At 55.9% G+C, this 25,870-nt stretch carries 22 protein-coding genes; 14 read left to right on the top strand and 8 right to left on the bottom strand.

The features are described 5' to 3' along the window. Window positions 1-11: 11 nt before the first annotated feature. On the bottom strand, window positions 12-1,154 hold the full coding sequence (locus GS646_RS22715) for a glycosyltransferase family 4 protein (protein ID WP_171648812.1): 1,143 nt from the start codon (window positions 1,152-1,154) through the stop codon (window positions 12-14). 245 nt (window positions 1,155-1,399) lie between these two features. Here GS646_RS22715 and GS646_RS22720 point away from each other — a divergent pair, with 245 nt between their 5' ends. After that, entirely contained in the window at window positions 1,400-2,293 is an 894-nt protein-coding gene (locus GS646_RS22720) for a glycosyltransferase family 2 protein (protein ID WP_171648810.1), read from the top strand. 12 nt (window positions 2,294-2,305) lie between these two features. Next, window positions 2,306-3,250, top strand: coding sequence for a hypothetical protein (locus GS646_RS22725; RefSeq protein ID WP_171648808.1), 945 nt, complete (start codon window positions 2,306-2,308; stop codon window positions 3,248-3,250). Between the two features lie 2 nt (window positions 3,251-3,252). Here GS646_RS22725 and GS646_RS22730 read toward each other — a convergent pair whose 3' ends face one another. Then, on the bottom strand, window positions 3,253-4,305 hold the full coding sequence (locus GS646_RS22730) for a Gfo/Idh/MocA family protein (RefSeq protein ID WP_171648806.1): 1,053 nt from the start codon (window positions 4,303-4,305) through the stop codon (window positions 3,253-3,255). Between the two features lie 183 nt (window positions 4,306-4,488). Between GS646_RS22730 and GS646_RS22735 the strand changes: the two genes are divergently transcribed. The 6 genes from GS646_RS22735 to GS646_RS22760 all read left to right on the top strand — a co-directional run bounded on the left by GS646_RS22735 (window position 4,489) and on the right by GS646_RS22760 (window position 10,863). Further along, window positions 4,489-5,574, top strand: a complete 1,086-nt coding sequence (locus GS646_RS22735; protein ID WP_171676586.1) for an NAD-dependent epimerase/dehydratase family protein — start codon at window positions 4,489-4,491, stop codon at window positions 5,572-5,574. A gap of 35 nt (window positions 5,575-5,609) precedes the next feature. Beyond that, window positions 5,610-6,785 carry a glycosyltransferase family 1 protein gene (locus GS646_RS22740; protein WP_171648933.1) on the top strand — a complete coding sequence of 392 codons (1,176 nt, stop codon included), beginning with the start codon at window positions 5,610-5,612 and terminating at the stop codon, window positions 6,783-6,785. 220 nt (window positions 6,786-7,005) lie between these two features. Next, the gene (locus tag GS646_RS22745) at window positions 7,006-8,376 is read left to right on the top strand and encodes a nucleotide sugar dehydrogenase (RefSeq protein ID WP_171648931.1); all 1,371 of its coding nucleotides are present in this window, start codon (window positions 7,006-7,008) and stop codon (window positions 8,374-8,376) included. 107 nt (window positions 8,377-8,483) lie between these two features. Further along, entirely contained in the window at window positions 8,484-9,920 is a 1,437-nt protein-coding gene (locus tag GS646_RS22750) for a UbiA family prenyltransferase (RefSeq protein ID WP_171648922.1), read from the top strand. A 72-nt stretch (window positions 9,921-9,992) separates the two neighbouring features. Next, a complete protein-coding gene (locus GS646_RS22755) occupies window positions 9,993-10,349 on the top strand; it encodes an SMR family transporter (protein ID WP_171648920.1) in 357 nt (118 codons plus the stop codon). A gap of 310 nt (window positions 10,350-10,659) precedes the next feature. Then, window positions 10,660-10,863, top strand: a complete 204-nt coding sequence (locus GS646_RS22760; RefSeq protein WP_171648918.1) for a hypothetical protein — start codon at window positions 10,660-10,662, stop codon at window positions 10,861-10,863. 4 nt (window positions 10,864-10,867) lie between these two features. Here the strand turns inward: GS646_RS22760 and GS646_RS22765 are convergent, their stop codons facing one another. After that, window positions 10,868-11,875: a replication initiator protein A gene (locus tag GS646_RS22765; protein WP_171648916.1), complete on the bottom strand. Its 1,008-nt coding sequence runs from the start codon at window positions 11,873-11,875 to the stop codon at window positions 10,868-10,870. A 386-nt stretch (window positions 11,876-12,261) separates the two neighbouring features. Here GS646_RS22765 and GS646_RS22770 point away from each other — a divergent pair, with 386 nt between their 5' ends. After that, window positions 12,262-13,689, top strand: a complete 1,428-nt coding sequence (locus tag GS646_RS22770) for an AAA family ATPase (protein WP_171648914.1) — start codon at window positions 12,262-12,264, stop codon at window positions 13,687-13,689. Between the two features lie 77 nt (window positions 13,690-13,766). Then, window positions 13,767-14,789: a ParB N-terminal domain-containing protein gene (locus tag GS646_RS22775; protein WP_171648912.1), complete on the top strand. Its 1,023-nt coding sequence runs from the start codon at window positions 13,767-13,769 to the stop codon at window positions 14,787-14,789. 219 nt (window positions 14,790-15,008) lie between these two features. Here the strand turns inward: GS646_RS22775 and GS646_RS22780 are convergent, their stop codons facing one another. Beyond that, window positions 15,009-16,337, bottom strand: a complete 1,329-nt coding sequence (locus GS646_RS22780; protein ID WP_171648910.1) for a glycosyltransferase 87 family protein — start codon at window positions 16,335-16,337, stop codon at window positions 15,009-15,011. 184 nt (window positions 16,338-16,521) lie between these two features. Here GS646_RS22780 and GS646_RS22785 point away from each other — a divergent pair, with 184 nt between their 5' ends. Further along, window positions 16,522-17,640 (top strand): glycosyltransferase family 2 protein, encoded by a 1,119-nt coding sequence (locus GS646_RS22785; protein WP_171676583.1) that lies wholly within the window; start codon window positions 16,522-16,524, stop codon window positions 17,638-17,640. Between the two features lie 315 nt (window positions 17,641-17,955). Here GS646_RS22785 and GS646_RS22790 read toward each other — a convergent pair whose 3' ends face one another. After that, entirely contained in the window at window positions 17,956-18,357 is a 402-nt protein-coding gene (locus tag GS646_RS22790; protein WP_171648906.1) for a GtrA family protein, read from the bottom strand. A 5-nt stretch (window positions 18,358-18,362) separates the two neighbouring features. Then, window positions 18,363-19,358: a glycosyltransferase family 2 protein gene (locus GS646_RS22795; protein ID WP_171648904.1), complete on the bottom strand. Its 996-nt coding sequence runs from the start codon at window positions 19,356-19,358 to the stop codon at window positions 18,363-18,365. A 212-nt stretch (window positions 19,359-19,570) separates the two neighbouring features. Between GS646_RS22795 and GS646_RS22800 the strand changes: the two genes are divergently transcribed. Then, complete coding sequence (locus GS646_RS22800; protein WP_171648902.1) at window positions 19,571-21,439, top strand: hypothetical protein; 1,869 nt, start codon at window positions 19,571-19,573, stop codon at window positions 21,437-21,439. Between the two features lie 18 nt (window positions 21,440-21,457). Here GS646_RS22800 and GS646_RS22805 read toward each other — a convergent pair whose 3' ends face one another. Further along, the gene (locus tag GS646_RS22805; protein WP_171648900.1) at window positions 21,458-22,921 is read right to left on the bottom strand and encodes a glycosyltransferase family 39 protein; all 1,464 of its coding nucleotides are present in this window, start codon (window positions 22,919-22,921) and stop codon (window positions 21,458-21,460) included. 320 nt (window positions 22,922-23,241) lie between these two features. On the opposite strand from GS646_RS22805, the gene GS646_RS22810 reads away from it, so the two are divergent. After that, window positions 23,242-24,123 carry a class I SAM-dependent methyltransferase gene (locus tag GS646_RS22810; protein WP_171648898.1) on the top strand — a complete coding sequence of 294 codons (882 nt, stop codon included), beginning with the start codon at window positions 23,242-23,244 and terminating at the stop codon, window positions 24,121-24,123. Window positions 24,124-24,189: 66 nt separating this feature from the next. Here GS646_RS22810 and GS646_RS22815 read toward each other — a convergent pair whose 3' ends face one another. After that, window positions 24,190-25,242 carry an acyltransferase gene (locus tag GS646_RS22815; protein WP_171648896.1) on the bottom strand — a complete coding sequence of 351 codons (1,053 nt, stop codon included), beginning with the start codon at window positions 25,240-25,242 and terminating at the stop codon, window positions 24,190-24,192. A gap of 401 nt (window positions 25,243-25,643) precedes the next feature. Here GS646_RS22815 and GS646_RS22820 point away from each other — a divergent pair. Beyond that, the coding region (locus tag GS646_RS22820) for a hypothetical protein (protein WP_171679269.1) at window positions 25,644-25,870 on the top strand (227 nt) is incomplete at its 3' end.

Raw genomic sequence — 25,870 nt, forward strand, 5'->3', positions numbered from 1 at the left:
TTGTCCGCAGCTCAGTCAAGAAGACTGAAATAAAGCGCCTCGATCTGCCGATTGATGTGGTCTGGATCAAACCGGCTCTCTTTCGACCTGTCCAAGGCCCTGGCTGCCATGTCGGCGCGCTTTTGGTCATCTTCGAGAATATGCTCAACAGCCTGCGTGATCGCCGCGACATCGCCGATTGGCACACAGGCACCGACCGTATCATGCACCAGTTCGTGAACACCCGAACAATCGGTGGCCACAACCGGGGTTCCAACCTGGAACGCTTCGGCAATAGAGATGGGCAGCGCCTCCCACCGCGAGGTCAGCAACATCAGATCCGCTGCCCGCAAATAGCGATAGGGAACCTCGGTACGTCCGGCGAAAAACAAATGCTCATCCAGACCACGCTGTGTCGCCAGCGCCCGCATCTCCTGATCCAGCGGCCCATCCCCGACAACGACAAAGCGATAGCCGGGATGGGTGTCCTTCAGACGCGCGACGCAATCGATCAAGACGTCAATGCCCTTTTGATAGGCCACCCGCGCGAGAGAGACGACAAGATGCGTGCCACCGCGCAGTAAGGTGTCGCGCAGCGCAGCAACATCCTCGGCCGTGTCCGAGGGCGGCGGTTTGATACCTAAGCCAATCACCCGCAGCTTGTCCTGCGGAATGCCCGCGATCTCGGCCAGATCATCTGCGGCCCGGTGGCTGGGCGTAACCACCAGGTCGGCATGACGTGCAATGGTTCCAAACCCTTTGATCCGTTGGGGGTCCGATCCGTGATAGGTCACGACAAGCGGTATATTCAGATTCAGCCGTGCCAGCAGCGCCACCAATGCTGGGGCCGATTCATGCGCGTGGATCACATCGATCTGTGAAGACACAAGCCAACGGCGTAGCGCGGCAGCCCCACGCCCTGCATTGGCCAGACGGCGCGGCAATGTGCCTCCATCACCACCGACATAACGCGTCGGGATGGGCAGGAACCTATCTTCGGCCCATTCCCCGGCCCATTCATCCGGTGTTCCCGCCAGATAGAGATCATGACCACGCGCTTTGAGCCAGGTGCTCAGATCAAACGCGTGCCGGGCGATCCCGCCCAACCCGAAATCAGAGCATGTCTGTACGATACGCAAGGGTTTCAGGCTATCTTGGATCGATTCAGGGCGCATGGAGAATCCAAATATTGCGGGCATAAATGGTGTAACAAGAGGGGAAGCAGATACCAAAAACTGACTTGGTGAGTAATCATTCAAACGATACAATTTGGCTTATCCGATAACATTAACATCGTATTCGATACAATGATCATCCCCGACCGCCATTTGCATGTTCAACCGTGGCAAACTTTAATAGGCCGGGGTCAGGCAGAGCCAGACTGAGGACACTGCACAAGACTGTTTTGGAGAGAGATATTATGAAACAGGCCCAGATTTCGGTCATCATTCCCTGTGTCAATTCTCTGGCTGATTTCAGAACCTGCATGGCGGCGCTGCAAAACCAGACGGGCCCCCAGCCCGAGGTCATTGCCGTGGAGCGCCTTGGCCCTGAATTTGTAAGCAGCGTCAGATCAGAGTTCCCCGAAGTTCATGTGCTGTCAGTTGCGGCAGACGCAACAATCCCGCACATGCGTGCGGTTGGCATCCGCAGCGCCGGGGCCGAGGCAATCGGGATGATCGAGGATCACGTGATTGTTCCTCAGAACTGGACCGAGCGTATGCTGGCCGAACTGGCGGCAGAATCCGATGTTGTGGCCGGGCCGGTGGACAACGTGGCAACCGATACCCTGATCGATTGGGCGGCGTTTCTATGTGAATACAGCGCGGTTCTGCCACCGTTGAAAGACGGACCATCAGATTGGCTGCCGGGGAACAATACAGTCTATCGGCGTGACGTTCTGCAACAGTTCGACAGTGTTCTGGATGACGGCAAATGGGAAAACCATCTGCATGACCGGATGCGCGCCGAAGGCGTCACCCTGATATTGCGCAATGATATCGTCGCCGGGCACAAGATGCATTACACGTTCGGCCTCTATATGGCGCAGAGATATCTCTATTCCAAAAGCTTCGCCGGGGCCCGCGTTCGCGGTGAAGGGCTGGGGAAAAGGCTTCTTATGGGCTGTTTTGCCTTTGCCCTGCCGCCGCTTGTCTATGTCCGCGTGGTCAGGAACATCCTGTCCAAACGGCAGCATGTCCGGCAACTGCTGTTGTCCCTTCCACTTCTGGTACCGTTTTCGCTGTCCTGGGGGGCAGGCGAGATCGCCGGGTACTGGTTCGGGGCCGGGCAATCCTTGTCAAAAGTCCGCTAAGAGGGATCCGCCATGCCTGAGCAGGATCCGTCACGGCCCGATATCTCGGTCATCGTCGCGATTGTCGACGGCAAAGAAGCGTTGCGCACATGCCTGCGCGCGCTGACGAAACAGACGGGTGACCAGACGGCCGAGATCATCATTCCCTATGATCAGCTCTCACACGAGGCCGCCGATATGGAATCAGAGTTTCCCGCATTCAGGTTTCTCGACCTCGGCGTGGTGGCTGGTGGCATGGTGCCGCGCAATGCGCTTGATCTGCACCGGTACTGGGATATACGCCGCGCCAAGGGCATCAAAGCTGCCCGGGGACGCCTGATCGGCCTGATCGAAGACCGGGGTATTCCGGCACGAGACTGGATCACATCTGTCATTGAGTTACAGGAACAGACCGGGGCGGCGGCGGTGGGGGGATGTGCCGATAATGGCTATGATACCACTTGGAACTGGGCCATCCATATCTGCGATTTCAGCCGTTACATGGCCCCCGTTCCAACCGGTGAGGCCGATTTTCTATCAGCAACCAACGCCTGTTACAAAGCCGACACGCTGCACGCGCTGCACGCGCTTTATGAACACCGCTTCTATGAACCCTCAGTTCATGCCGCCCTGCAGGCAAAGGGTCACAAGCTGGTATTGTCGGATCGCCCGCGCACAACGCAGTACCGCCCGCGTATCCCAACATCCAGGCTGGCCGTGGAATGGTTTCACTGGGGCCGCAAATATGCCCGCATCCACACCGGTGAAATTTCGACGGGTCATCGCCTTTTTCGCGCGGCCGTGACTCCCCTTCTGCCTTTTGTTCTGTTCTTGCGGCACCTACGCACCCAGCGGCAAAAGAAAATCTATCTCCGCCAATTCCGGAGGGCGTCTCCGCTTGTTTTCCTGATCGTCAGCATGTGGGCCCTGGGTGAGCTAGCCGGCTACATCCAGGGCACTGAACCCGAGATTGTCTAGGATCAGGGCCGGACCGGTTCCAGCACAGGCAGGTCGACGGCCTGGCCGGTCCGGGTGCTTTCCGCGACGGCGTTGGCAATCTCGATCGAGCGGAGCCCGGCGTTGCCATCTGCGATCCTGACGCTGAGATCACCTGAGCACAGCTTCAGGAAATCCTGCAACTCGGCAGCGAAAGACAACTTGGCAGTGGATTTCCAAGAGAACAACTTTTCCCGAATCGCAATGTCGAAATACTGACGCTTTGTTGTTGTTGGCTTTCCACCAGGCTCTGTCAGGGTCACCAGCGTGTTTTTCATCGGCGCATAAGCCCCCTGTACCATGCCGTGTGTACCATGAGCCTCAATCACAAAGTCATATCCCCGCCACTCATCCCAGGTGGCCTGATATATCGCGGCAAGACCTTCGGGGTTCTTGAACACGGCCATGGCATTGTCCTCGGACCCCGGCAGGTTCCAGACGCTTTCGCTCGCCACGCCATAGACCGACGTCACCTCGCCCAACAAATGGCGCACCAGGTCGGTCAGGTGAATGCCGATATCCCACATCGCGCCGCCCCCGGCGGTAGGTGTCCGGTATTCCCAGTCATGGGTGAAATGAGCCAGCCCATCATGTCCGCCAAACGCACGCACATGGGTGAGATCCCCGATCTTGCCGCTGGTCACGGCGTCTTTGACATACGCAAAAGCCGGGTAATAGCGCATATTGAACCCGGTCGCGACCACACGGCCCGCTTCTTTGGCCGTTTCCAGAATCCTGCGGCAGGTTTCAACGTTGTTGGCCATCGGCTTTTCGACAAGCACATACATGCCGCGTTGCAGGGCGGTAATGCAGGGGTCTTCATGCGTATGCGGCGGTGTAGAAACCACCACGGCATCCATCTCGGTCTCAAAGAATTGCGCGGGGTCGGTAAAGACCGGAGCCCCCCCGGCCACGCGGCGCGCCGCTTCTTCGGACAGATCAAGAACTGCCGCCAGTGTCGTGTCCGGGCATTCTTGGATGGTTTCGACCCTGAGTTTGCCAATTTTCCCGGCACCGCCCACAACCCCAATACGCATGGTTTACTCCTCGTAAAATAACTGCGGGCAACCTGAAACTGGGCGCCCCCTACCGTGTAACACTATTCAATTGAAGATCGTGAATTCATCCCCTGCGCAGTAGCATAGGTACCTGCCCTGCGCTAGGCTTGTGCAATACAACACGTTGCTTTGAATCGTGGGTTTGAGGAAGGGCCGTAAACCGTGACACCGGTAGGATCGGAACAACTCGGCGGTACATCTGTCCTTGTAACCGGGGCAACGGGCTTTATTGGCAAGCGGCTTGTCCCTGCCCTGCTGCAAATCGGTGCCCGGGTTACAGTCGTGCTGCGCAGTCGCCATGGCGCAGCCACCCTCAAAAGAATGGGTGCACGGGTTGTGACCGGATCCATGGCCGACAGGGCGACTATGGAAACTGTTCTGCGCGATCAGGATGTATTGTTTCACCTGGCTTATGACATGCGCGCAACGGCAGCCGATAATCTGGCCCAATTCGACGTGCTGCGCACAGCCGCCGAAACCGCAGGAGTCGGGCGGATTGTTCATATCAGCTCGATTGTGACCTATGATGGCTGGCCTCAACAGGACCTGACCGAAGACAGTTCCAGCGCCCGCGCAGGCGGTGGCCAGTACCGGCAGGCCAAAAGAGCGATGGAGCAGGCCCTGACAGACGGCGCTTGTCCGGTGGCGATCTTGCAGCCGACACTGGTCTATGGTCCAGGCAGTATGTTCTGGACCGATCAACTGGCCGCGTGGCTGGCGGCGGGAACCGTAGTGCTACCCAACCCCGAGGGGGTGTGCAACGCGGTCTTTGTGGACGATCTGGTTCTGGCCATGCTGCGCGCGGCAACCGTTCCGGGTCTGCAACAGGAGCGCTTCATTATATCCGGCGCCGCTCCAATTGCCTGGTCGGATTTGCTGAACGGTTATGCCGACATCATTGGTCAGGGCAACGTGCATCACGTCCCGCTTGCCGATCTCAAGGCGCGTCTGTCGCCGGAAACACCGGATGACAGCGCAGACACGCAATCTCTGGCCGCGCGGATCAGCGCGGCGGCACGGGTCTGGATAGGTCGGGACAGGTTCGAAAAACTGGTACATCGGGTCAAACAGCACCTGCCGCAATCGGATGTGGTTTACCCCGACCGCTACATGCTGGATCTGCTTTCCGCCAAAGGCCAATGCCGGATTGACCACGCCCGCACCCGGCTGGGATACGCCCCTACGCATGACCTTGAGGCTGGTCTGGCCGCCACCCGCGATCATTTGCAGGCGCGATTTCCAAAATAGCATCTCGTAACAAAAGTATTCAGGATTTCAGAGTTTTGCCCCATATCACCATTGACGCCACATCCTGGGAAAACGAACGCGGCTTTGGCCGGTTCACCCGCAACCTGATTGTCGCGCTGGCCGCCCGTGACAGCGGTTTCCGCTATACGCTTCTGTTCGATCAGGAGCCCACACGGCCGGTGCCCGATGGGGTGAAAACCCTTGTCGCGGGGTCTGACACCTCGATGTCCGAGGCCTCATCAGGGGCCAAAGCCCGGGGGGGGGCTGATCTGATGACAATGGCGCGGGCGGCACGGCGCATTGAATGTGATGTCTTCTTCTACCCCGCCGTGTATTCCTATTTTCCCCTACCCGCCCGACGGCCAACGGTTGTGTGTTATCACGACACGATCCCTGAACGCTTTCCTGACCTGATCTTTCCCAAACGCCTCAATTTCCGCCTATGGCAGATAAAATGCTGGCTGGCCAAAAAGCAGGCAACGCGGGTCATGACGATTTCAGAAGCCTCGGCAAAAGATCTGACGCGCCTCCTGCATATCCCGCGGGACCGGATCGACATCATCACCGAAGGTGCGGAATCCATGTTTCGTCCGATCGGGGATCAATCCGTTCTCATCAAGGCCAGACAGACCTATGGCATTCCGCCCGAGGCGCCGCTTCTGGTCTATTTGGGCGGTTTCAATCGCCACAAGAATGTGCTGCGCCTGATTGAGGCCATGCCCCGTATTCTAGCGCACGTACCCGACGTCTATCTAGCCATTGTCGGGCGCACAACCGGGGCGCGGTTCTGGGACAATATCGAAGATCTCAAAGCCAGCGCAGCATCGGATGCCGCCCGATCCGAACACATCCTCTTTACCGGCGAGATCGACGACACGGGTTTGTCAGCTCTACTCAATACTGCCGACGCGCTGGTCTTTCCCTCGCTTTGGGAAGGGTTCGGCCTGCCCGCACTCGAGGCGATGTCCTGCGGCACCCCGGTTTTGTCCTCAGATCGAGGCAGCCTGCCCGAGGTTGTGGGCGATGGCGGGCTTTATTACGATCCCCTGTCCGACCAGGCCCTGGCGGATCAGGCCGTTCGCCTGCTGACCGAACCCGACCTGCGGGATGACTTGTCACAAAAAGCCCTAGCGCGGGCGTCAGAGTTCAGCTGGGACAAGGGAGCAGAGCTAGCCGAGGCCTCGTTCCGGCGCGCGATGTGCTCAAAATAACCGGAATATTCCAAACCCGGTTTCCCTCAGAAAACCTCGACAGTCTTAACTCATTCGCATAATTGGGCAATTATTGGAAACATGCTGCGCCGCTCTCGATCCAGGCCGACAAATATATTGGATTCGCACCCATTCCACCCTATCCGTGAAGAGGGGTGGAATTTTCGGCACCCAGGATGCCAATTGATTTCAGTGTGACTTTGTACGATCAGGATAGATTATGAATTACGAAACCTCGCACCATCAGTCCCTCAAACAGCTTATTGCGGCGCGCGATGCGCGGGTTGCCGTGGTGGGGCTGGGCTATGTCGGCCTGCCCCTGGCCCTGACCGCTTATGACAAAGGGTTCGACACCACCGGTGTTGACCTCAACCCCGACCGCGTAGCGCGTATCAATCAGGGCGATCAGGTCATCTCGTACCTGGAACAGGACCGGATCGCGCAGGCCGTCAGCAGCGGCAAATTCCGTGCGACGCAGGACGCCGCTGCTCTGGCCGAGGCCGATATCATCCTGATCTGTGTGCCGACCCCGCTGACCGACGCACAAGACCCGGACATGCGCTTTGTCGCCGCCGCCGCGCAAACCATCGCACAGCATCTGCGTCCCGGTCAGATGGTAGTGCTGGAAAGCAGCGTCTGGCCCGGTGCCACGACGACACTGGTTCAGCCGATCCTCGAAGCAGGCGGTCTGCGCGCAGGGTCCGATTTCTTCCTGGCATTTTCGCCCGAGCGCGAAGATCCCGGCAATGACACATTCGACACGCACAGCATTCCCAAGGTGGTCGGTGCCGACGACCCGCAATCGCGGCAACTGGTCGAGGATTTCTATCGCGCCATCGTCACCAGTGCCGTGCCGGTCAGTTCAGCTGCCACCGCCGAGGCGGTGAAACTGGTCGAAAACAGCTTTCGCACCGTCAATATCGCGCTGGTCAACGAATTGAAGACCGCGCTCGAAGCAATGGACGTGGATGTCTGGGAAGTGATCGAGGCTGCGGCGACCAAGCCGTTTGGCTTCATGCCCTTCTATCCCGGCCCTGGAATTGGTGGGGCCTGCATCCCGGTGTCTCCGGCCTATCTGGCCTGGCGCGCCGCGGATGCAGGATCTGATACACCGATTATCAATCTGGCCCGCTCCAGCAATGATGCGGTGCCGGAAATGCTGGCGGCACGCATGACGGCAGAACTGGCAGCACGCAACGGGTCGGCGCTGTCAGAGACCGGGCAGCCCCTGACCGGGCAACGCATCCTGCTGATGGGCATCGCCTATAAGCGCGATGTCGAGGACACCCGCCGCAGCCCGGCGCTGGTGTTGCTGGACGAGCTGGAAAAGCTGGGCGCCGAGGTCGACTATCACGACCCTTATTTCCCGCGCCTGCCCGAAGGCGGCGAATATCCGCAGCTGGCGGGCCGGACCTCGCAGCCGCTGACGGCAGACACCCTGAAACGCTATGCTGCTGTGGCTGTCATCACCGATCACAGCGCCCCGGATTACGATCTGGTTGCCCGCGAAGCAGCCATGATCTTTGATACACGCAATGTTTTTGCAAAACGCGGGATCACAGTAGACAGCGGGCGGTTCAGGAAACTCTGAAAAAGGCCAGGGGCCCGGCACCCGGAAGCTGCGGACCATGGCCGAGACACGCCACCGACAACCGGTTTACTTTCAGGCATGTGCAATTCGAAAGAAGACCCCCAGTAATGAGTAAAAAACCGGAAAAAATCTTTGTTGATCTGGATGGGACGCTGGTCAGAACAGACCTGTTTGTCGAGGCTATTCTGCTGTTCCTGAAGAAAAACCCGCTCAATCTTTTTCCGGTTCTCCTGTGGGTGTTCCGCGGCATCCCCTATGCCAAGGCGCGGATCGGCCGGGAAATCGGATTAGAAGCTGCGGACCTTCCGTTCGAAACCGACCTGCTGGATTATCTGCGCGTGCAGAAAGAAGAAGGCAGGCATCTGATCCTCGCAACAGCCTCTCACCGCATCTATGCCGAAAAGGTGGCCTCGCATCTGGGCCTGTTCTCGTCTGTTCTGGCCACAGAGGAGGGCCGGAACTTGAAAGGGTCCAACAAGCTTGCCGCCATTCGTGACACAGCCGGATCCGACGCATTTACCTATGCCGGAGACAGCACAGCCGACAGCCCGATCTGGGCGGCGGCCGGGTCGGGTATTTTCGTCAATGCCCCGGCCTCGGACGTGGCCGCGGCACAGGCTGCGGGTACCGCTGAAAAGATCATCGCTTCACGCCCGCCGGTATGGCGCGCCTTCGTCAAGTCGATGCGCCCTCATCAATACGCCAAGAATGCCCTGATTTTTGTGCCGATCTTCACCTCGCAAATGCATCTGCCCGCTGCGGGGTTCCTGGCGGCGCTTCTGGCCTTTATCTGCTTCAGCCTCTGTGCGTCGGGCGTGTATTTCCTGAATGACCTGATGGACCTGCAGGCCGACCGCCACCACACCAGCAAGCGGCATCGCCCCCTGCCCGCGGGCGATCTGCCACTTCAGACCGGCGTCATCGGGGCCATTGCCCTGCCCGGCATCGCCTTTGCCTTGTCCCTGCTCTTTCTGCCGCCCGCCTTCACGATCGTGCTGATCGCCTATCTGGCCATCACCATGGCCTATTCCTTCTGGCTCAAGCAGATCGCAACCGCAGATGTCATGGTGCTGGCCTCGCTTTACACGCTGCGTGTCATCGCCGGAGCAGCCGCCACGGGCATTGTGCTGTCCTCGTGGCTGTTGGCATTCTCGATGTTCATCTTCGTCAGCCTCGGCTATCTCAAACGGTATATCGAGGTCGCGGCGGCCCCGCATAATGAAGCCAATGTGCATGGCCGCGACTATTCCCATGCTGACAGCGAGACCATGTTCAGCCTTGGCGTCGCCAATATCACAGCCGCCGTTGTCATTCTTGCGCTCTATATCAACAGCCCCGAAGTGAAAGGCTTTTACAGCACTCCGGAAATCCTGTGGCTGCTGTGTCTGCTGCTGCTGTATTGGGGCAACCGCATCTGGGTCGGCGCCCGGCGCGGTCGGATTGCCGACGATCCGGTCCTGTTCGCCTTGCGTGACAGAATAAGCCTTTTGATCGGCGCAGGGTTTGTGCTGATCACCTTAGCCGCCAAATACCTGACCTTTTGAAGCCCGCACCGGACCTGCCGGAAGACACTGTTTAGCTGTGCCCAGCAGACCCGCACATGAAGGAGAACACATATGTCACTCTACTGGTCTGCCCTGTTGATTGCCGTTTGCGCCAATATCTGCACCAACCTGTCGTTCAAGCTGGCCGTGCAGCAGCTTGCCGGGCCTTTCGACATCCGCGCCTTGATACTCTCACCCTGGGCTTGGGCTGGCCTGGTCAGCGGCCTGCTGCTGCTTGGCAGTTTCATTGTCGCCATTCGCGGCATTGAACTGAGCGTGGCCTACCCTGCCGTCACGGGCCTGGCAATGGCCGGTATTTTGCTGGCCGGATATATCCTGTTTTCTGAAACCCTGAGCTTTCAGAAAATTGCCGGGATCGGCCTGGTTGTTGCCGGAGTGGTCGTACTGTCTCAGGTCAAACCAACCTGAGACCAGCGCCCGGCAGGCGGAGATTTGCACATTTGCACGGCAAAACCGCTCAAATATTGCCCTTTCTGAGAATTCCAGAGAAGAATTGGGAAAGGCAGTCCTTTAGTCACAGGCAATACGCAGTATCGAACGAGTAGTGGAGTTCAGCTCCAGCGGGTATCCAATAACCAAATTTTAACCTCAGGTGGTTCATAGTTTTGCCATGATTCCACGTCGGAATTGACAAGGGGGAATCCCCCTATGGCACTGCGATGACCCGCCCTTATTGGGGTGAAAGAAACCGGAACCAGAACGGAGCACCTGGACCAACATGCTGGGAATTATTGGTATAGCGATATGTGTCGGCCTTGTTGCCAGCGTCGCGACCTGGCTCTCCGGGTATTCTCTGCTGTTGGCTTTTGGGGTTTATGCGCTGTCCGGCTGGCTGTTCATCCTGATTGCCATCACCGCAATCTACGCCACCAGATCACTGAGAATGCGCTCAGAGAAACCGGACCACGCCTATTCAGGCTGAGCTATCACTCTTTTCCACTTACCCTCTTGGCCACATAGCCCAGAAACGCCCGTTGCGGGTTTCTGATCTGTGGTCGACCCGATGCGGCCCAATAGGCCAACCAGTCCGCCTCCAGCGCATAGACATCGCGGCCCGGTGCCATCGCCCGGGCTTCTTCCAGCGCCCCTGAGGGCAGGATCGGCTTGTCCGGCCCCTCGACCACCTGACCCCGACGGGTAAAGCGGATCAGGTCACCGGGCTCTTCACTCATCTCGTAATCGGGCAAGTGATCAGCTGCGATCATGTCGCGGATCATCTTGCGGAACACCCGCCGGGGCGAGGCTGACCCTGATTTCTTCAGCAGCACCTCAACCGAGATCCGCCACTCGGGCTGGCGGCCACAATGTTTGCGCGCCAGTTCATAGATCCGCCGCTCGAGCGGTTTGCGCAGGCGGAAGTAATCGCGGCTGAGGGTCAGCACCGATTTTGCCAGCACCGCCCGAAACAGCCAGTCTGACAGTTTCACGCTGACGCTGACCATCCGGCCTGCCCTTGTGTGGCGCACGATCTCCCAGCTTTCGATCAGGCCGAAACCGGTGGTGGTCTCTTTCTCACCTGTGACGATGTTGGTGGTGATCCTGGTGCCGGCCAGCCGCTCGAACGCTTCGCGCAAGCGTTTGTAGCCGTCGCCACTGGTTTCGCGATTGGTCGCCACCAGCAGATCATGCGCCTTGAGATGCAACACCCGGCTGACCGTCCGGCCCGCATTGATCGCCGCCATCAGCTGGCTGATGCAAAAGATCAGGATGTCCTTGTCGTGGATCGTCGCCAGCCCCCGAACCGACGGCGTCACCGTAATCTCGACCCCGTTATGTTCGTAATTGAGGATCCGCCGATCCGGTCGGGTCGAGAGCGAAAACATCGGATGCTCCATCGACCCCATATCTGTCTTGGGCAACGCATCGAAGATGTCGCATACAAAAAAATCGCCCGTTGGGTGCCGGTCGGGCAACAACGCCCCCGACCCGCTCATACTGCCCTGCCCATATGTCCTGCCCGAATCTTTGTTCGTGGTTTTATTGACGCTTACCGTAGAGTTATCCACAGGAGGCGTAAAGCCGCCGGAACGTGGGTTCAGAGTCACTACAACGTGGGATCAGAGTCACCTTATCGTGGGATCAGATTCACTGTAGACATAAAAAATCACAAAAATCTCTTTTTTTTCTTATGCTTAAAGGGAACAAGGCTTACCCGTAACTATTAAATTAACAGGATTCTAACTGGATATTTTTTGACCACTCACCCTAAACCTGCCTTTCAAAGGGAATTTACCCCTTATTTTTGCTTAGAAAATTCGGTTTTATGCTCGCAATGCTTCCACATGCCCCATTTTGTGGTATATTGACCAAAACATAGCACATGAGCAGATTTTCAATGCGAGCAGCACCGTCCGAAGGCCTTCCCCCTTATTTCAATATCGATCCCGATCTGGCCCATGCTGAACTGGGTGAACCAACCGGAACACATGAGTTTTCGCAGATTGCAGATGCCTGTGCCCGAGGACGGGCAGATCTGGCGAACCGCGGTCTGGAAGACGACGGGCAAAAAAAGCTGCGCCTGTTTTCAACATGGGAGATTACCAAATATCTGATCCCTGTGGCGCCTGCCCATTTTAGGCGTGTGCTCAAAGGTAACCCGGATTTGCCGCAAGGGCAGTCTGAAACCGAAGGCGGGGCCAAGTGGTTCACGTTGGATGAGGTTCTTCGGCTGCGGACGTATTTTGCTTCGGAAGGATCCAAGGCGAAAGAATACCGTCCCTACCGTCCTGAAGGGTTGCCAGCCAAAATCGTTTCGGTGGCCAATTTCAAAGGCGGCGTGGGCAAGACCTCGACCTGCGCGCATCTGGCCATGTCCGCCGCGTTGGACGGCTACAAGGTGCTGGTCATCGATCTGGACAGTCAGGGTTCGATGACGTCGATCTTCGGCGGCAAGGTCAGCGATGAATGGCAGACGGTATTTCCCCTGCTCGCCCGTCATTACGCAAGTCACCTGCGCCGCGACAATCAGGGGCGGCTTGACCGGGGTGAAGCGCCGCATCCGATTGACGACACCCTGTCCGAGGCGCTGAAAACCCGCAGCAGCGATCTGATTCAGACCACCCACTGGCCGAATATCGATCTGATCGGCGCTCAGCTGAACCTCTATTGGGCTGAATTCCAAATCCCGGTCTGGCGGATGCAAGGCCGCAGCTGGAAGCTTTGGGATGCACTGACCGATACGCTGGACGAGGATGGGGTGCTGGACGACTATGACATCATCTTCATCGATACCCCCCCTGCCCTCGGCTATCTGACGATCAACGGGCTGGCGGCCTCGGATATCCTGCTGGTGCCCATGGGGGCCTCGTTTCTGGAATTCGACTCCACCGGTCGGTTCTTCGACATGCTGCATTCAACGTTCCAGTCCATTGAGGATGGAGAGAACATGGCCGCCCGCGCGTTGGGGCGCCCTGAGATGGCGTTTCAATGGGACGCAGTGCGCACGGTCATCACCCGCTATGACGGCAGCCAGCAGGCCGAGCTGGCCGGGCTGATGCAAGCCTATCTGGGCCGCACCCTGTCGCCGCACTGGCAGGGATATACGGCGCTGATCGGTCAGGCCGGGGAACAGGTCAACGGCATCTACGAGGCGGATTACCGCGATTTCAACCGCGAGACCTATGTGCGCGGGCGGGAAACCTTTGATGCCACTTATGCCTCGTTCAAGAAGCTTTTGATTGGTGTCTGGCGGGGCGAAGAACGGGCCCAGCAGGCCGAAGAGGCAGGAACACCGGAATTGTCGCTCTGAGCGCGATGTTTCGCGCGCGAAACACGTCTTCTGTGTCCCGAAACAGAGTCTGATCCGAGCAGGAAAAGGAAAAAGTGATGGCTAAACGCAAACGACTGACCCCAGCCCGGCCGGATTATCTGGAAGACAACCGCCCTGCCCCCGGGTTGAACCCCATGTTCCCTGCTGAGACGCCCCGCGCTGCACCGCCGGTTGCACAGGTGGCCGGAGCCACGGCAGCTCAGGCCGCTTTGGAAGAGCTGTCCGGAGAATTGCGTGCTGCCCGCGCCGAAGGTCGTTTGGTGCAGGACCTGCCGCTGGACGCCATCGAGGAAACCTATCTGGTGCGCGACCGGATGACGGCTGATGACGCGGATATGGAGGCACTGAAGGAAAGCCTGAAGGCCCGCGGGCAGCAAACACCGATCGAAGTCGTGGAATTGACCGAAGGGCGGTATGGCCTGATCTCTGGCTGGCGGCGTCTGGCGGCGCTGCGGACGCTGGCGCAGGACACAGGCGATGCACAGTTTAACACCGTAAGAGCATTCCTCCGGCAACCGCAGAGCGCGTCAGATGCGTATGTGGCCATGGTCGAAGAAAACGAGATCCGTGTCGGGCTGAGCTATTACGAGCGCGCCCGGATCGTAGCACGCGCGGCAGAGCAGGGCGTTTACCCGGATGAGGCCGCTGCCCTGCGCGGACTGTTTGCCTCGGCCAGCCGGGCCAAACGATCCAAGATCGGGTCCTTCATCGCGATCTATCACGCGCTGGACGATCATCTACGGTTTGCCTCGGCCATCCCTGAGCGGTTGGGATTGTCTATTGCGAAGGTTTTGAAGGAGGATTCCAAGGCAGCCTCCAAGCTTATCAAGGCTTTGGTTGATGACCCGGTCCATACTTCCGAAGAGGAGAGTCACTCTCTAACACAGGCAACACTGAAATTGAGCAAGAAGGCTCACAATCTCCCAAGAACTGAAGCCAGCGTGCTACAATCGGAAATCATCGGGGGTATTCATCTAACTCAAAGCCGAAACGGCGCCCACCTGACATTGTCGGGTGAAGACGTTTCGGACGCGTTCTTGGCTGAATTGCGGGAATGGTTACAAGCTCGGGCAGGGTAGTGTTTCGCACGCGAAACGGTGCCGGGTTGAAGGCCAGAGTCTGGCTTGCGATTTTTTCTACTGGTTTCGTGAACTGGTCAACTTGATCTTTCGATCATATTCTATCGTCATGCCGGAGTTGAGATATTCAAAATCCGGACCGAGTACGCTGCGAAACTCGCGGGCCGGCGGTCGTTCAGCCGGCCTTTCACAACCGACGCAAAACAACTTGGCTACACCTTATTCCGAAGTAGTGCCGTTTGTGAATTGAGGCCTCACGTCAGATGAACGCTTCTCTCCTCCAGGCACTGAAGCCTGTCCGTGTATGAGAACAAGCAGGCTTGATGCTAACAGCGCGAAGGCTCCAAAAGAGGCCCAAACCGTACCTTTAAAAAACACGGTCTTGGCCGGGTATATTCCGGATACCTCTGCCAGTGTTTCCGATCTGAGTAGGAGCAACACACCTATCAAAGCAAGGGCAAGAGCCACGCCACGTGCGCGCACAAGCACCAAGGCAACAGGTAGCAAAATAACGAGATCATAGTAGTGCAGTGGCGCGAATGCACCAATCACCATCAACTGAACAACAAGCACATCAAGCGCGTCCCAGGACTTGTTTCGATGGGCGATGAAACCAAAAGTTGATGTGGCTAAGATTGTCACAAGCAACGATCCAATATTACCCAGATCAACACCTGTCGCCAGCCACAGCACATGACGAATTCCGGTTATGGAACGCACCTCATTGGCGCCAAATTCCCCATGACTCCCCGAAATGGTGTTGAGCCAAGACACCAAAACCATAGGGTCTTGAAGAAGCGGAGGAAGCGATGAAACAATCGAAACAAGACCAGCTGCAAGAATGAGACGCCAATTGCCCGCGTCCAAGAAAAGAATAGCTGCTGCAAATGGCGCTGCAATCTGAGGCTTAATAAACAAAATAGACAGAGCAAGTATCATGAGGAACTTGTGCTGCATGGCAAATGCAGCAATAAAAAGTGCAAAGCCAAAATATATCAAGATGGTTATCTGGCCGATTACCAGGCAGATAGCAGTGGCTTGGAAAATAGCGGTCAAAAAAACATGCAGGAAAACCATCGACTGCTTGGGTAAACCCGCGATTGTCGCTGTATTCGCGGAACGGTAGCTACCATCTTCATTGTTAGCCCAAAGCAAAAAGCTTGCCCCAATTAGCATGACGACGTTCATGCCGCTCCAGACGACTGAACTGGTGTCCAGCTGGAATTGAGCCAAAAAGAACGTGACAGGCCAGATATTTGGTGGGTAGTACCATTCCTTTGGAACATATCCCTGAGTGATCAGGTCTGGGCCCAATGCACTATACTCGGAACCATAGGGGGACACACCAAGCGCCCAAACTTTACCAGCCAGCCAAAAATGGCGGAAGTCCCAATCTGCAGAGCCAGAGGTAGAATACACCTTCCACGAAAGATAAAGAGCCGCGACAATAAAAAGCGCAACAATACCGCGAGTTACCAAAGTATTGGTTCGCATTTTTGAAATGACCTCATTTACTGTAATAGTGGCACAAGAACCAATCGAAATCATACAGTCAAGTACTGCGGGGTAATCAACGGAACCCGGCCGCGGCTGTGAAGTAGTGGTAAAAGACCCGATCCCAAGGCAAGGTTGCGCAAAACATTATTGTTGGTAATCTTTTCTAGATATGACTGAACTTGGAGCACACAGACACAAAAGTAGACAAGCCACAGCACCAGTGTGTGAAGCGCCTTTGGCAGAAATTTTTGTGAACACTAAGGTCAGTATTGTTATTCCGACCTACAAAGAAGTGGAAAACATCCCTAGGATTTTATCTAAGATTGACGATCTCCGAACAAAAAGTGACCTCGACTGTGAGGTTTTGTTCATGGACGATGACAGCCGAGATGGCAGCGTTGAGGCCGTCAGGCAATCTGGATTCGAGTGGGCCCAAATTGTTGTCAGAACCAAAAACCCAGGGCTAAGCGCTGCTGTTCTGGATGGTTTTGAACTTGCTCAGAACCCAGTTTTGGTTTGCATGGATTGTGACCTCAGCCATCCTGTTGAAAAAATTCCTGCTTTGATCCTTGCATTGAGCTCCGGTCAGGAAATGGTGATCGGATCGCGGTATGTGGCTGGGGGTTCAACGGATGATGATTGGGGTCTGTTTCGCTGGTTGAATAGCCGCATCGCAACCTTTTTGTCACGTCCGTTGACGTCCGTGCGGGATCCAATGTCTGGATTTTTTGCCCTTCGAAAACAGGACTTCAAAAAAGCAGAAGACCTTAACCCCATTGGGTACAAAATTGCTTTGGAACTGATCGTAAAGTGCTCATTCCAAAACATTGGTGAAGTACCAATTGAATTCTTGGATCGTGTCGCTGGCGAAAGCAAACTAACGATCAGTCAACAGCTCAAGTTCATCAAGCACCTCAGAAGGCTCTATATTCACAAGTTTGCTGAGTCGATGTATCTGATACAGTTTTTGGTTGTCGGAGCCTCAGGTTTACTGGTTAACTTGGCCACTTTGACACTATTTCAGGTCTTGGGAGCGAAAGCGGTTGTATCAATTGCGGCCGGAATTTCTGTGAGTATGTGCAGTAATTTTCTCCTCAACCGCCGCTTTAGTTTTAGTTACGCACGAGATTCGAATATTCTCAGGCAGTTTTTGAGTTTCATTTTGGCTTCAATGATCGGAGCCGCTGTGAACTATGCAGTCGCATTGTACTTACAAAGCAGCGTATTCCTTTCGGATTCTTCTTACTCTCTTCAGGTTTCAGCAATCTTTGGCGTTGCAGCAGGTACCGGATTTAATTTTATAGCCAACAGGTTTTTTGTCTTTCGCAAACGTTTCATCCGAGTTCCGAAGTGACACTGGTGAATGTCAAGTGGTGCCAGCACTTCGATAGTTGCAAAAAGCTTGTCAGTCATATCTTGGAACTTGGAATAAGGAATAGCCAAGTAGTTTTGCATCGGTTGCGAAAGGTCGGCTGAACGACCGCCGATCCGCGAGGTGGCAAGCTAAGGTGTGCATTGAAATGTATCCTCCGGCTTCACTTACGCCAGTAGACAAGCACTTCGCCATCCCCAAGGGTTCCGCCAAACTCATGTACGAGATCCAGCTAGTGTTTCGCGCGCGAAACATGTCATCGAATGACAATCCATCTCCCGGAGGACAAGGGTTTGCCTATTTGAGGGCACCTGCTTGATCATCGTCGTTGAAAGCCCAGCTTTTGGCTAGGATATAGGTGGCGATTGGCACCACTGAGAAAATGATCAGCAGGGTCACATAATAGGACAGCCTGCCCAGATCGACCGCGACAAAGACTATAGCCTGGTTCAAGCAGAGCCCTGCCCCTGAGACGACCAGAAAACGGGGCATGGTTTTTCCATGTGTTGCACTGGATGCAAAGCTGAAATGGTAATGGCCGAAATATGAGACAAAGAAACCGGCACAATAGCCCAGTGCATTTGCAGTGAACGGCGCGAACAGCGATGTTTTTACAAAGACAATCCCCAGCACAGCATGGGTGACCGAGGCCAGGGCCCCAACGGTGCAGAAGGCCAAAAGGCTGCGAAACAGAGGCATATCACTCACCCATCGCGATCATGAGAGATAAGCCTGTCCACAACAAATAGCGGACGCTTTTTGCTTTGCATGTAAAGTCGGCCAACATATTCCCCCAAGATGCCGATGGTGAACAGTTGAACAGAGCTGACCAAAAGGACAACAACCACGGTCGACGCCCAGCCCGAGACAGTCTCACCAGCAATCCGCTGCAGGATGACCCAGACAAACAGCCCCAGGCTGACAACGGTCATTGAAAGGGCAAGCCAGCTTGCGATCCGCAATGGAACGGTTGAGAACCCGGTAACGCCGTCGATGGCCAAGCGCAGCATCTTTCGAAACGGGTATTTGGTTTCCCCGGCAAATCTTTCGGCGCGTTCATAAGAGAATTTGACCTGCCGGAACCCCAGCCAACTGACCATACCGCGGATGAATCGGTCTTCTTCGGGCATCGTGTTCAGGTAATCCACAACCTTGCGGCGCATCAGGCGGAAATCGCCGGTGTCCAGAGGGATCTCTACATCCGAAAGCAATCTGAGAAGTCGATAGAACGCCGAAGCTGTTGTCTTTTTGGCCAGGCTTTCACCCTCGCGCTTTATGCGCTGGCCATAGACCACATCCGCGCCTTCATTGAGGACAGCCAGCATGTCAGGCAGCAGTTCTGGAGGGTCCTGAAGGTCGGCGTCCAGAACAAGGACAATCTCTCCGCGGCAATGGATCAACCCGGCAGACAAAGCGCGCTGATGGCCGTGGTTGCGCGACAGAACAACACCACGGATATTCGGGTTTTGATTGGCAAACCCTTCGATCATTTCGACGGTCCGGTCCGTCGACCCATCATCGATCAGAACAAGTTCATAGTCCGTGCCAAAGGTTTCAGCGGCAACATGCGTGGCGCGCCGGACCAGTTCATCCAGCACAGCTTCTTCGTTGTAGCAAGGAACAACGATGGACAGCCCCGGGCGCGTGCGGTCGGCTGTTTGCGCAAGCTCGTGCACCGCTTCCTGTGTTTGGCTGTTCATCTGAAAATGTCTCCGCCGTACTCTTTAAAACCAATCCCAGAAATCAAACCCGCAACGGGCCAGCAATTCAAGTCTGCGAAGGGGGAAGATTGTTTGTACATAATCGACAATCAGAACCAGAACCTGCGCAAAACTTGCAATCATCAGGGCTGCGGGTCATTACTGAAGAGTTCCACGGGAGAATGTGTTGTGGTGTTGTTTTGGTTGAAAAGTTGTTTGTATCACTGAAATCCCGTTCGGTTCTGGTGCCATTTTTGCTGTGCCTTTTGGCCTATGTTCCTCTGATCGGATACCATGTCGCTTCGTCCGGTTATAATCCGGACGAGTGGAGGTTTGCCGTCGGTCTGGAAACCGGTTTCGCAGATGTTCACATGAGATGGGCCACCCATGTAGGGCACAACCTTATTCTGGGAGGGCAATTTCACGATCTGCTGCATGCCTGCCTGACCTTTGTTCCGCTGTACGGGATCAGTGCCATACTGTCCGTGCGGGCCATTCCTGACGGGCATCCAGCACTGCGGGGTGGCGCGACGGTTATGATCTTTCTGGCCGGGGCCTGCCATGTCTATCTGACGGAAATCCTGCATTATCAGACACTGGCATTGTGGTTTACGCTGGGCCTGTTCCTGTCCGTGCTGGCGCAGACCCTTGTCACCCCCGAGAACCGGTCCGTGTCCCTGTTGGGGTGGGGGCTGCGCATCCTCCTTGCAGCAGAACTGACGGCGCTGAGCCTGGGGCTTTACCAAAGCTACGTGTTTCTCGGGTTTATCATTCCTGCCATGGCCATGGTCCGGGTCGACCGGTTTTCCAACCTTCAGATCGTGAAATCGTTGTTGGCAGTGCTGTGTGCCGCCGGGCTGGGGGCCATGTTGTACCTGTATCAGCTAAACGGTCTCATCCGATGGCTCGAGCTTGAGCCCTATTTCAGGTCTGCGGGGGTGCCTCCGACCGGCGTGCTTGTGGAAAAGGCGATGTTCCTGCCAAAGATGTTGTATCTGGTCTATGGCGGCAGTCTTTTGGGAACGCCACACCCGTTCCGGGGGCTCTATCTTTTGGCGTCGATGGTGGCTTTGTTTTTTCCCCTTCTGGCCGTACTTGTTCACGTTTTCACAGACAAAACCACGAAAATAACGCCGTTGTTTCGAATTCTGCTGGGCAGCTACGGGGCTCTGGTCACCCTGCCTATGGTTGTTTGGTTCCTTTATCCCGACATGTTCCTCGTTGGGCGCTCTATCGGGTATACGGGCTTTGTGTTGGCGGGGATTGTGTTCGTCAATCTGGGCCTGATTGTCAGCAGCCTGTCCCCCGGCCTCTTCAGACGCATCTGTGCGGCCTGTGGCCTGGGCACGGCAGCCGTTCTGGCAGCCAACAGTGTTGTGGCGTCACAGCTGTTATGGCCGGTTTTTCGGGCAACGCATGACCGGGATGTGGCCCTTGCTGACGCGATCGTCGACGCAGCCGGACAGATACCGGGATTTGACGTGGGTCGCACACCCATCAGAACCATCGGTGGCGCGCAGTATGACGATCTTGCCTTTGGCAGTTTTATCAACCCCAGCACATTTCATCCGGGGGTGGATATGAACTCTGTCTTCCAGGTTCGGTTCGGGGCGCCGGCTCCGGCAGGGTCCCTGCCGTTTTCGCCGCGCCCCTGCCCGGCTTTTCCCGCGCCCGGATCGGTGTTTCTGAGCGATGAAACCCTGTTTGTTTGCCTTGAGGCGTCAGACGGGCCCGTGGCGTTCGACACCTGCGCTCCGTTTGATGCTGGGACAGGTCCGGCTGCGTTCTGCTGGAATGAGGGCCTGTATATCCTTGCGGGACAAAGCTGTGAGGCGATTTCTCTCGAAACCGGCGATATTCATGTCACGCTTCCTCAGCATAACAGAGCGGAAGAGCTTGCGTTTATTCATCAGGTCGAACCCAGCCTGGTGAATGGCGTGTGTCTGCGCCCGCTCAGCCAGTATGCTGTCGATGTGTCAGATATCATTCTGCGCCGCAGGCCCGTTCCGGGGGCACAGGCGGCTGAAGCCCGGGGCAGGGCGGCAGAGGCCCTGCCGCTGGATCGGGTTTTTGGTCCGTGATCAAAGCCCCGGCGGTGTTTACTTGCGGCGGTAGACCAGCACTTCGCCATCCCCAAGAGTTCCGGCAAACTCATGTACGAATTCCAGCGACCCTTCGGCGTCCTGCGCCAGTTCTGGTATGGCGCGAAACATCCGGCTGGGGAACAGGATGACGATTATCACCGGGCCGGGCTGGGCCATTGCCCGGGCATAGCCCTGCGGGTCGGCGATGGTTGTCCAGTCCGCGTTGAAATGGCTTTTGAATATCGGGCCCCCGGGATTGATCGCATAAATCCGTTCGGACGGGCCACGCGTTTGTTCCACCAGTTCAAATGCCCCGGCCAGATCCTGCTTTGGTGCCACATAGTTGCGCTGAACCAGAAATACCGACAGGGCCAGCATTGCAACCACACCGATGGCAAACAGGGGCCGTTCCAGCCCGGACTGGCCAATCACCCGCGCAACGACACCCGCGCCGTACCAGCAGCCAATGACGGCAAGTACGATCACAGGGGCGATATCGACGAAGAAAAACCTGGGCCAGACCCGCATATCGAGCGCCAGAAGAACGGCCAGCGTCACAGCGATATGCGCCACGATGCACAGAAAGAACAACGGCTGCGTTGAATGCGCGCCAACGGCACCCAGTGCGATTACAACCAATCCGCCGATGGCGACGATCAGCGTCAAGGCCCCGGTGCTGCCGACGGCGGTACGCACCCCTTCCAGAACGGTCCAAAGCGGGTTTTGATATTCCTGCATGGGGTCAACGGCGGATGAAGCTGAAATTTCACCCATTGTGCCGGCGATGCTGCTCAGGATCGGCAGATAGGCCAGAAGAACAAGAACAGAGGCCAAAGCCACGGCAATCAGCGGCTGCAGCACCCAGGTGCGGGTCAAAGGACCTCGGCCAAATCCGGTAACCAGCGAGATAAGCCATACCAGCCCCAAGGCGACAAAGAAAAAGGCTCCAGTCAGATGGGTGAAGACAGCGGCGGCGGCAGTACATGCGAAAGCGATCCAAAGTCTGAGGGTCGGTGTGCGCATTCCCCGCAAAAAGAAAATCAATCCAAGCGTGCTCCAGAACGCAAGCTCGGTATAGCCGCGGGCGTTCTGTGAAAACCAGACCTGATGATAGGACAGGGCGACAAGCAGGGCCGACACATGCGCGATACCCGATCCGGCAACATCCCGCGCCAGCCACCAGATGGCCGCGACGGTGCCAACACCGAACAGGACAGCCGGAAAGCGGTAAGCCCATGCCTGATCGCCAAATATCTGCGACATCAGCTTGGCCTTCATGCTGAAGAAATAATGATGGTTCATCGAATATTCGCGCATCATGTCCCCCCAAGGCAGGCGAACATGCGTGTCGACGGTCCAGATTTCATCGTACCACAGTGGTGCATTCAGCCCGGCCGTTCTGAGGACGGCGGCAATAAGCAGGATCAGTAGAAGGATCGCCAGATCATTACGGCCAAGTGTGGGGGATGGCTGGGTCATGAAGATGTCTCCGGTCACAGCTGGGGCAATTAAGGATCGTCATAAAATATCGATTGCCCGCACTGCAGATAGGCTCGTTTGTCCGTCAGCATAGGTCATATTCCTGTCCTGGGGGTCCTTACCGACTCCGACCGTATCCATCTGGGTAATTTAGACAGAAATAGACCCTGAAATCGAAACATTTTGAGAAAACTGTTTTAATTGTTAATTTGCGCAGAGCAGATTTGGTTTTTCGGCTTCGTGCAACAGCGCGGAAGTTGCAGTGTGTTTGGTCGTATTGTGGCTATGGGTTAGTGTTTTCAGGGTTAAAAGGTTCAATTATGGCGATACATAATCACTTATTATCACAGATAAAAATAGGTTCAGGCGACTTTGTCGTTGATGTCGGAGGCGGGCACCGCCCCTTTCACCGTGCCGATCTTGTGGTGGAAAAGTTCCCGTTTGATTCTGACCTGCACCGCAGCCAGCCGGTTATGTTTCCAGATGCGCCTTTAGTTATTGCCAGCGCCGAAAACCTGCCGATTGCGGACCAGTCCTGCGATTTGTTATTTTCGTCTCATTGCATCGAACATCTGCCGGATCCGCCGCAGTTTATCGAAGAAATCAAGCGCTGCGCAAAATCCGTTTACCTCGAGTTCCCATCCCGTAGGCTCGAGATGATGTTCGCTTGGAACTTTCATCCGTGGCTCATTGAGGTCGAGGGCACCCGGCTTATCTGTTATCGAAACGATGTGCCCCAGTTCTTTGGCGACATGTTCCATAAGGAGTATGATGCTGCGATCGGGGCTTGGGGTGAATTGCATCACGAAGAGCTGAACACATCACTGTATTGCAATACCTCAGAGCTTGAATGCGTAATTTCCGAGGAAACCGCGATTGAGATGCTGGTCCGAACCTCTCCACGAGGACAAGACAGGGTCAATATGTCATTGCCTGTCAGTCGCCCTCGCTATTCGTTAAGGCATGTACTCGCTCTGGCAGCTCAAAGTTATTTGCCAAGATCTGTATATGACTGGCTGCAAAAACCGCGTCGTTTTAAAACAACACCCACCGATCTGAGTTTGGATATCCTCCCAAACCTGAGATGCCTGGAATGTAATAAATCGGATTTGGCTCCGAAGAATGAGACGCTCGTTTGCTCTTGCGGCGCAATCTATGCCCGTGATCGTGGCGTGCTTGATTTCGATCACATATTGCATTGACGTTTCGTCGCGAAAGACAAAGCGGAGGCGCGTTCACTCTATGATAAGCCTACGATACCCGGACCATCATGTGTTGCGGGTGAATGCGGCATGGGTGCGGGTCAGAGCAGCATTGGAGGTTTTAATCAGCAGCGTTTCGACCTTGAGGTAATAGAGATGCGCGACGGCGAGGTTGATGAGAAACAACACTATAACAAGTGTCATAAATATCAGATAGTTAAGGTTACTGCTGGTGGGCAGCATATACACAAGGGCCGGGATCAGGATCGCATGCAGCAGGTACAGCGCATAAGATGAATCGCCCAGAGGACTTAATCCATGAAACAGTTTCAGTCCCCGTTTGTTGCGTTCCAGTACGACCACTCCGGCCACCAGGAAGAAGCTGGGCACCCCCCAAAGCACAACGGCGGGATAGCGGTGGTAATCCAGCACAAGACTGGCTGCAAACCCCAGAAGCGCAACGACTACCATGGCTGCGCCTTGCCAGGCGGGCAGGGGGCGGGGCCGTGTCGCCATCATGCCAAGCAAGGCTCCTGCCGCAAACTCCAACAGCAGAGCGCTGGTCATCAGTCTTGGCAGACCAAAGGCCGTCTCGCTTGAGGGGGACCAGAAAACACCAATGGCGGCGCTGATCAGAAACAGAACGCTCAGCCAGATGACCCGTTGCAACAGAGGGATGCGCAACGCGATCAGCACCGCAAAAATGGCGTAGAAATAGACCTCATAGGCCAATGTCCATCCGACATCGATCAGGGCGCTGGCGCCATTTGGCAAAAGCAGCACGGATCCAATCCAGATCGTGGCCTGATCGGGAATCGCACGGCCTGTGAGAAGGGCCAGAGGAATGCCGATACACGCCACCAGCCAGTAAGATGGATAGACCCGTGAAAACCGTTTGCGTAAAAAACGTGTCCAATCGCCGTTATTGTCCTGGTTTGTCCACATCATGATGAAACCGCTGACAACAAAAAAGATATGGACACCGGATGCACCGAGGCCGGCAATATAGGTTGTATTCGGCAACGAAACGCCGAGGCTTTGATGCAGCCAAATTACGCAGTGGTAAAGAGCAACGGCAGAGGCGGCAATCGCCCGAAGCGCCTGAATGGAATGAAGCACTGGTAAAACCTGAACACTGAAACTGCCAACAGCCTAGGGGACCGCAGCAAATTTCGTCAAGCTCTTCGCCGATGCCAGAAAGGGCGGCCAAAGACCCGCTGCTATCCGGGATTAAGGGGCCTGACCCGCAGCTCATTCATGACAGCTGTCTTTTCAGTTGCTATGAACATGCTGTGTTAAAACGGGTTTTGAGCAGATGCAGATTGAACAGATGATCCCGTCGGGCGTTTTGATCCTGACCGTGCCCGCAGGGAACAGGTTTAGCCGAAGAAGAAGGACTGTGTGAGCCGGTTGCAGCGTCTATCGCCGAGAGCCGGTCAGGTACGATTGATTTCAACCCCGTCGACGGATCGCTTGTCCGGGTTCGACGGTCTGATTGAGAAAAGGGTAAAAGCGGATCAATGAAGAGTGATGACACAAAATACTTGCTTATTTGCAATACGTCGGATGGTCTGATCGCTCAGCTCAACGGCATTGTCGTTCAATTGCAGTTTGCGCGCCGGATGGGAATGACGCCGATCATCTATCTACATCAGAGAAGCTATATGTTTGGCGGTCCAAACCCGTATTTCGACGCCGAACACGGACCCAATGTCTGGGATTATTACTATGAACCCGTTGGGGTGTC

The sequence above is a fragment of the Ruegeria sp. HKCCD4315 genome, assembly GCF_013112245.1.
Taxonomy (GTDB): domain Bacteria; phylum Pseudomonadota; class Alphaproteobacteria; order Rhodobacterales; family Rhodobacteraceae; genus Ruegeria.

Excerpts from the sequence above, each read along its gene's own strand:
- GS646_RS22730 (WP_171648806.1), bottom strand. The coding sequence starts at position 4,305 with ATGCGTATTGGGGTTGTGGGCGGTGCCGGGAAAATTGGCAAACTCAGG.
- GS646_RS22780 (WP_171648910.1), bottom strand. The coding sequence starts at position 16,337 with ATGATTTCGATTGGTTCTTGTGCCACTATTACAGTAAATGAGGTCATT.
- GS646_RS22770 (WP_171648914.1), top strand. The coding sequence starts at position 12,262 with ATGAGCAGATTTTCAATGCGAGCAGCACCGTCCGAAGGCCTTCCCCCT.
- GS646_RS22810 (WP_171648898.1), top strand. The coding sequence starts at position 23,242 with ATGGCGATACATAATCACTTATTATCACAGATAAAAATAGGTTCAGGC.
- GS646_RS22805 (WP_171648900.1), bottom strand. The coding sequence starts at position 22,921 with ATGACCCAGCCATCCCCCACACTTGGCCGTAATGATCTGGCGATCCTT.
- GS646_RS22745 (WP_171648931.1), top strand. The coding sequence starts at position 7,006 with ATGAATTACGAAACCTCGCACCATCAGTCCCTCAAACAGCTTATTGCG.
- GS646_RS22790 (WP_171648906.1), bottom strand. The coding sequence starts at position 18,357 with ATGCCTCTGTTTCGCAGCCTTTTGGCCTTCTGCACCGTTGGGGCCCTG.
- GS646_RS22765 (WP_171648916.1), bottom strand. The coding sequence starts at position 11,875 with ATGAGCGGGTCGGGGGCGTTGTTGCCCGACCGGCACCCAACGGGCGAT.
- GS646_RS22775 (WP_171648912.1), top strand. The coding sequence starts at position 13,767 with ATGGCTAAACGCAAACGACTGACCCCAGCCCGGCCGGATTATCTGGAA.
- GS646_RS22795 (WP_171648904.1), bottom strand. The coding sequence starts at position 19,358 with ATGAACAGCCAAACACAGGAAGCGGTGCACGAGCTTGCGCAAACAGCC.
- GS646_RS22755 (WP_171648920.1), top strand. The coding sequence starts at position 9,993 with ATGTCACTCTACTGGTCTGCCCTGTTGATTGCCGTTTGCGCCAATATC.
- GS646_RS22725 (WP_171648808.1), top strand. The coding sequence starts at position 2,306 with ATGCCTGAGCAGGATCCGTCACGGCCCGATATCTCGGTCATCGTCGCG.
- GS646_RS22720 (WP_171648810.1), top strand. The coding sequence starts at position 1,400 with ATGAAACAGGCCCAGATTTCGGTCATCATTCCCTGTGTCAATTCTCTG.
- GS646_RS22715 (WP_171648812.1), bottom strand. The coding sequence starts at position 1,154 with ATGCGCCCTGAATCGATCCAAGATAGCCTGAAACCCTTGCGTATCGTA.
- GS646_RS22760 (WP_171648918.1), top strand. The coding sequence starts at position 10,660 with ATGCTGGGAATTATTGGTATAGCGATATGTGTCGGCCTTGTTGCCAGC.
- GS646_RS22750 (WP_171648922.1), top strand. The coding sequence starts at position 8,484 with ATGAGTAAAAAACCGGAAAAAATCTTTGTTGATCTGGATGGGACGCTG.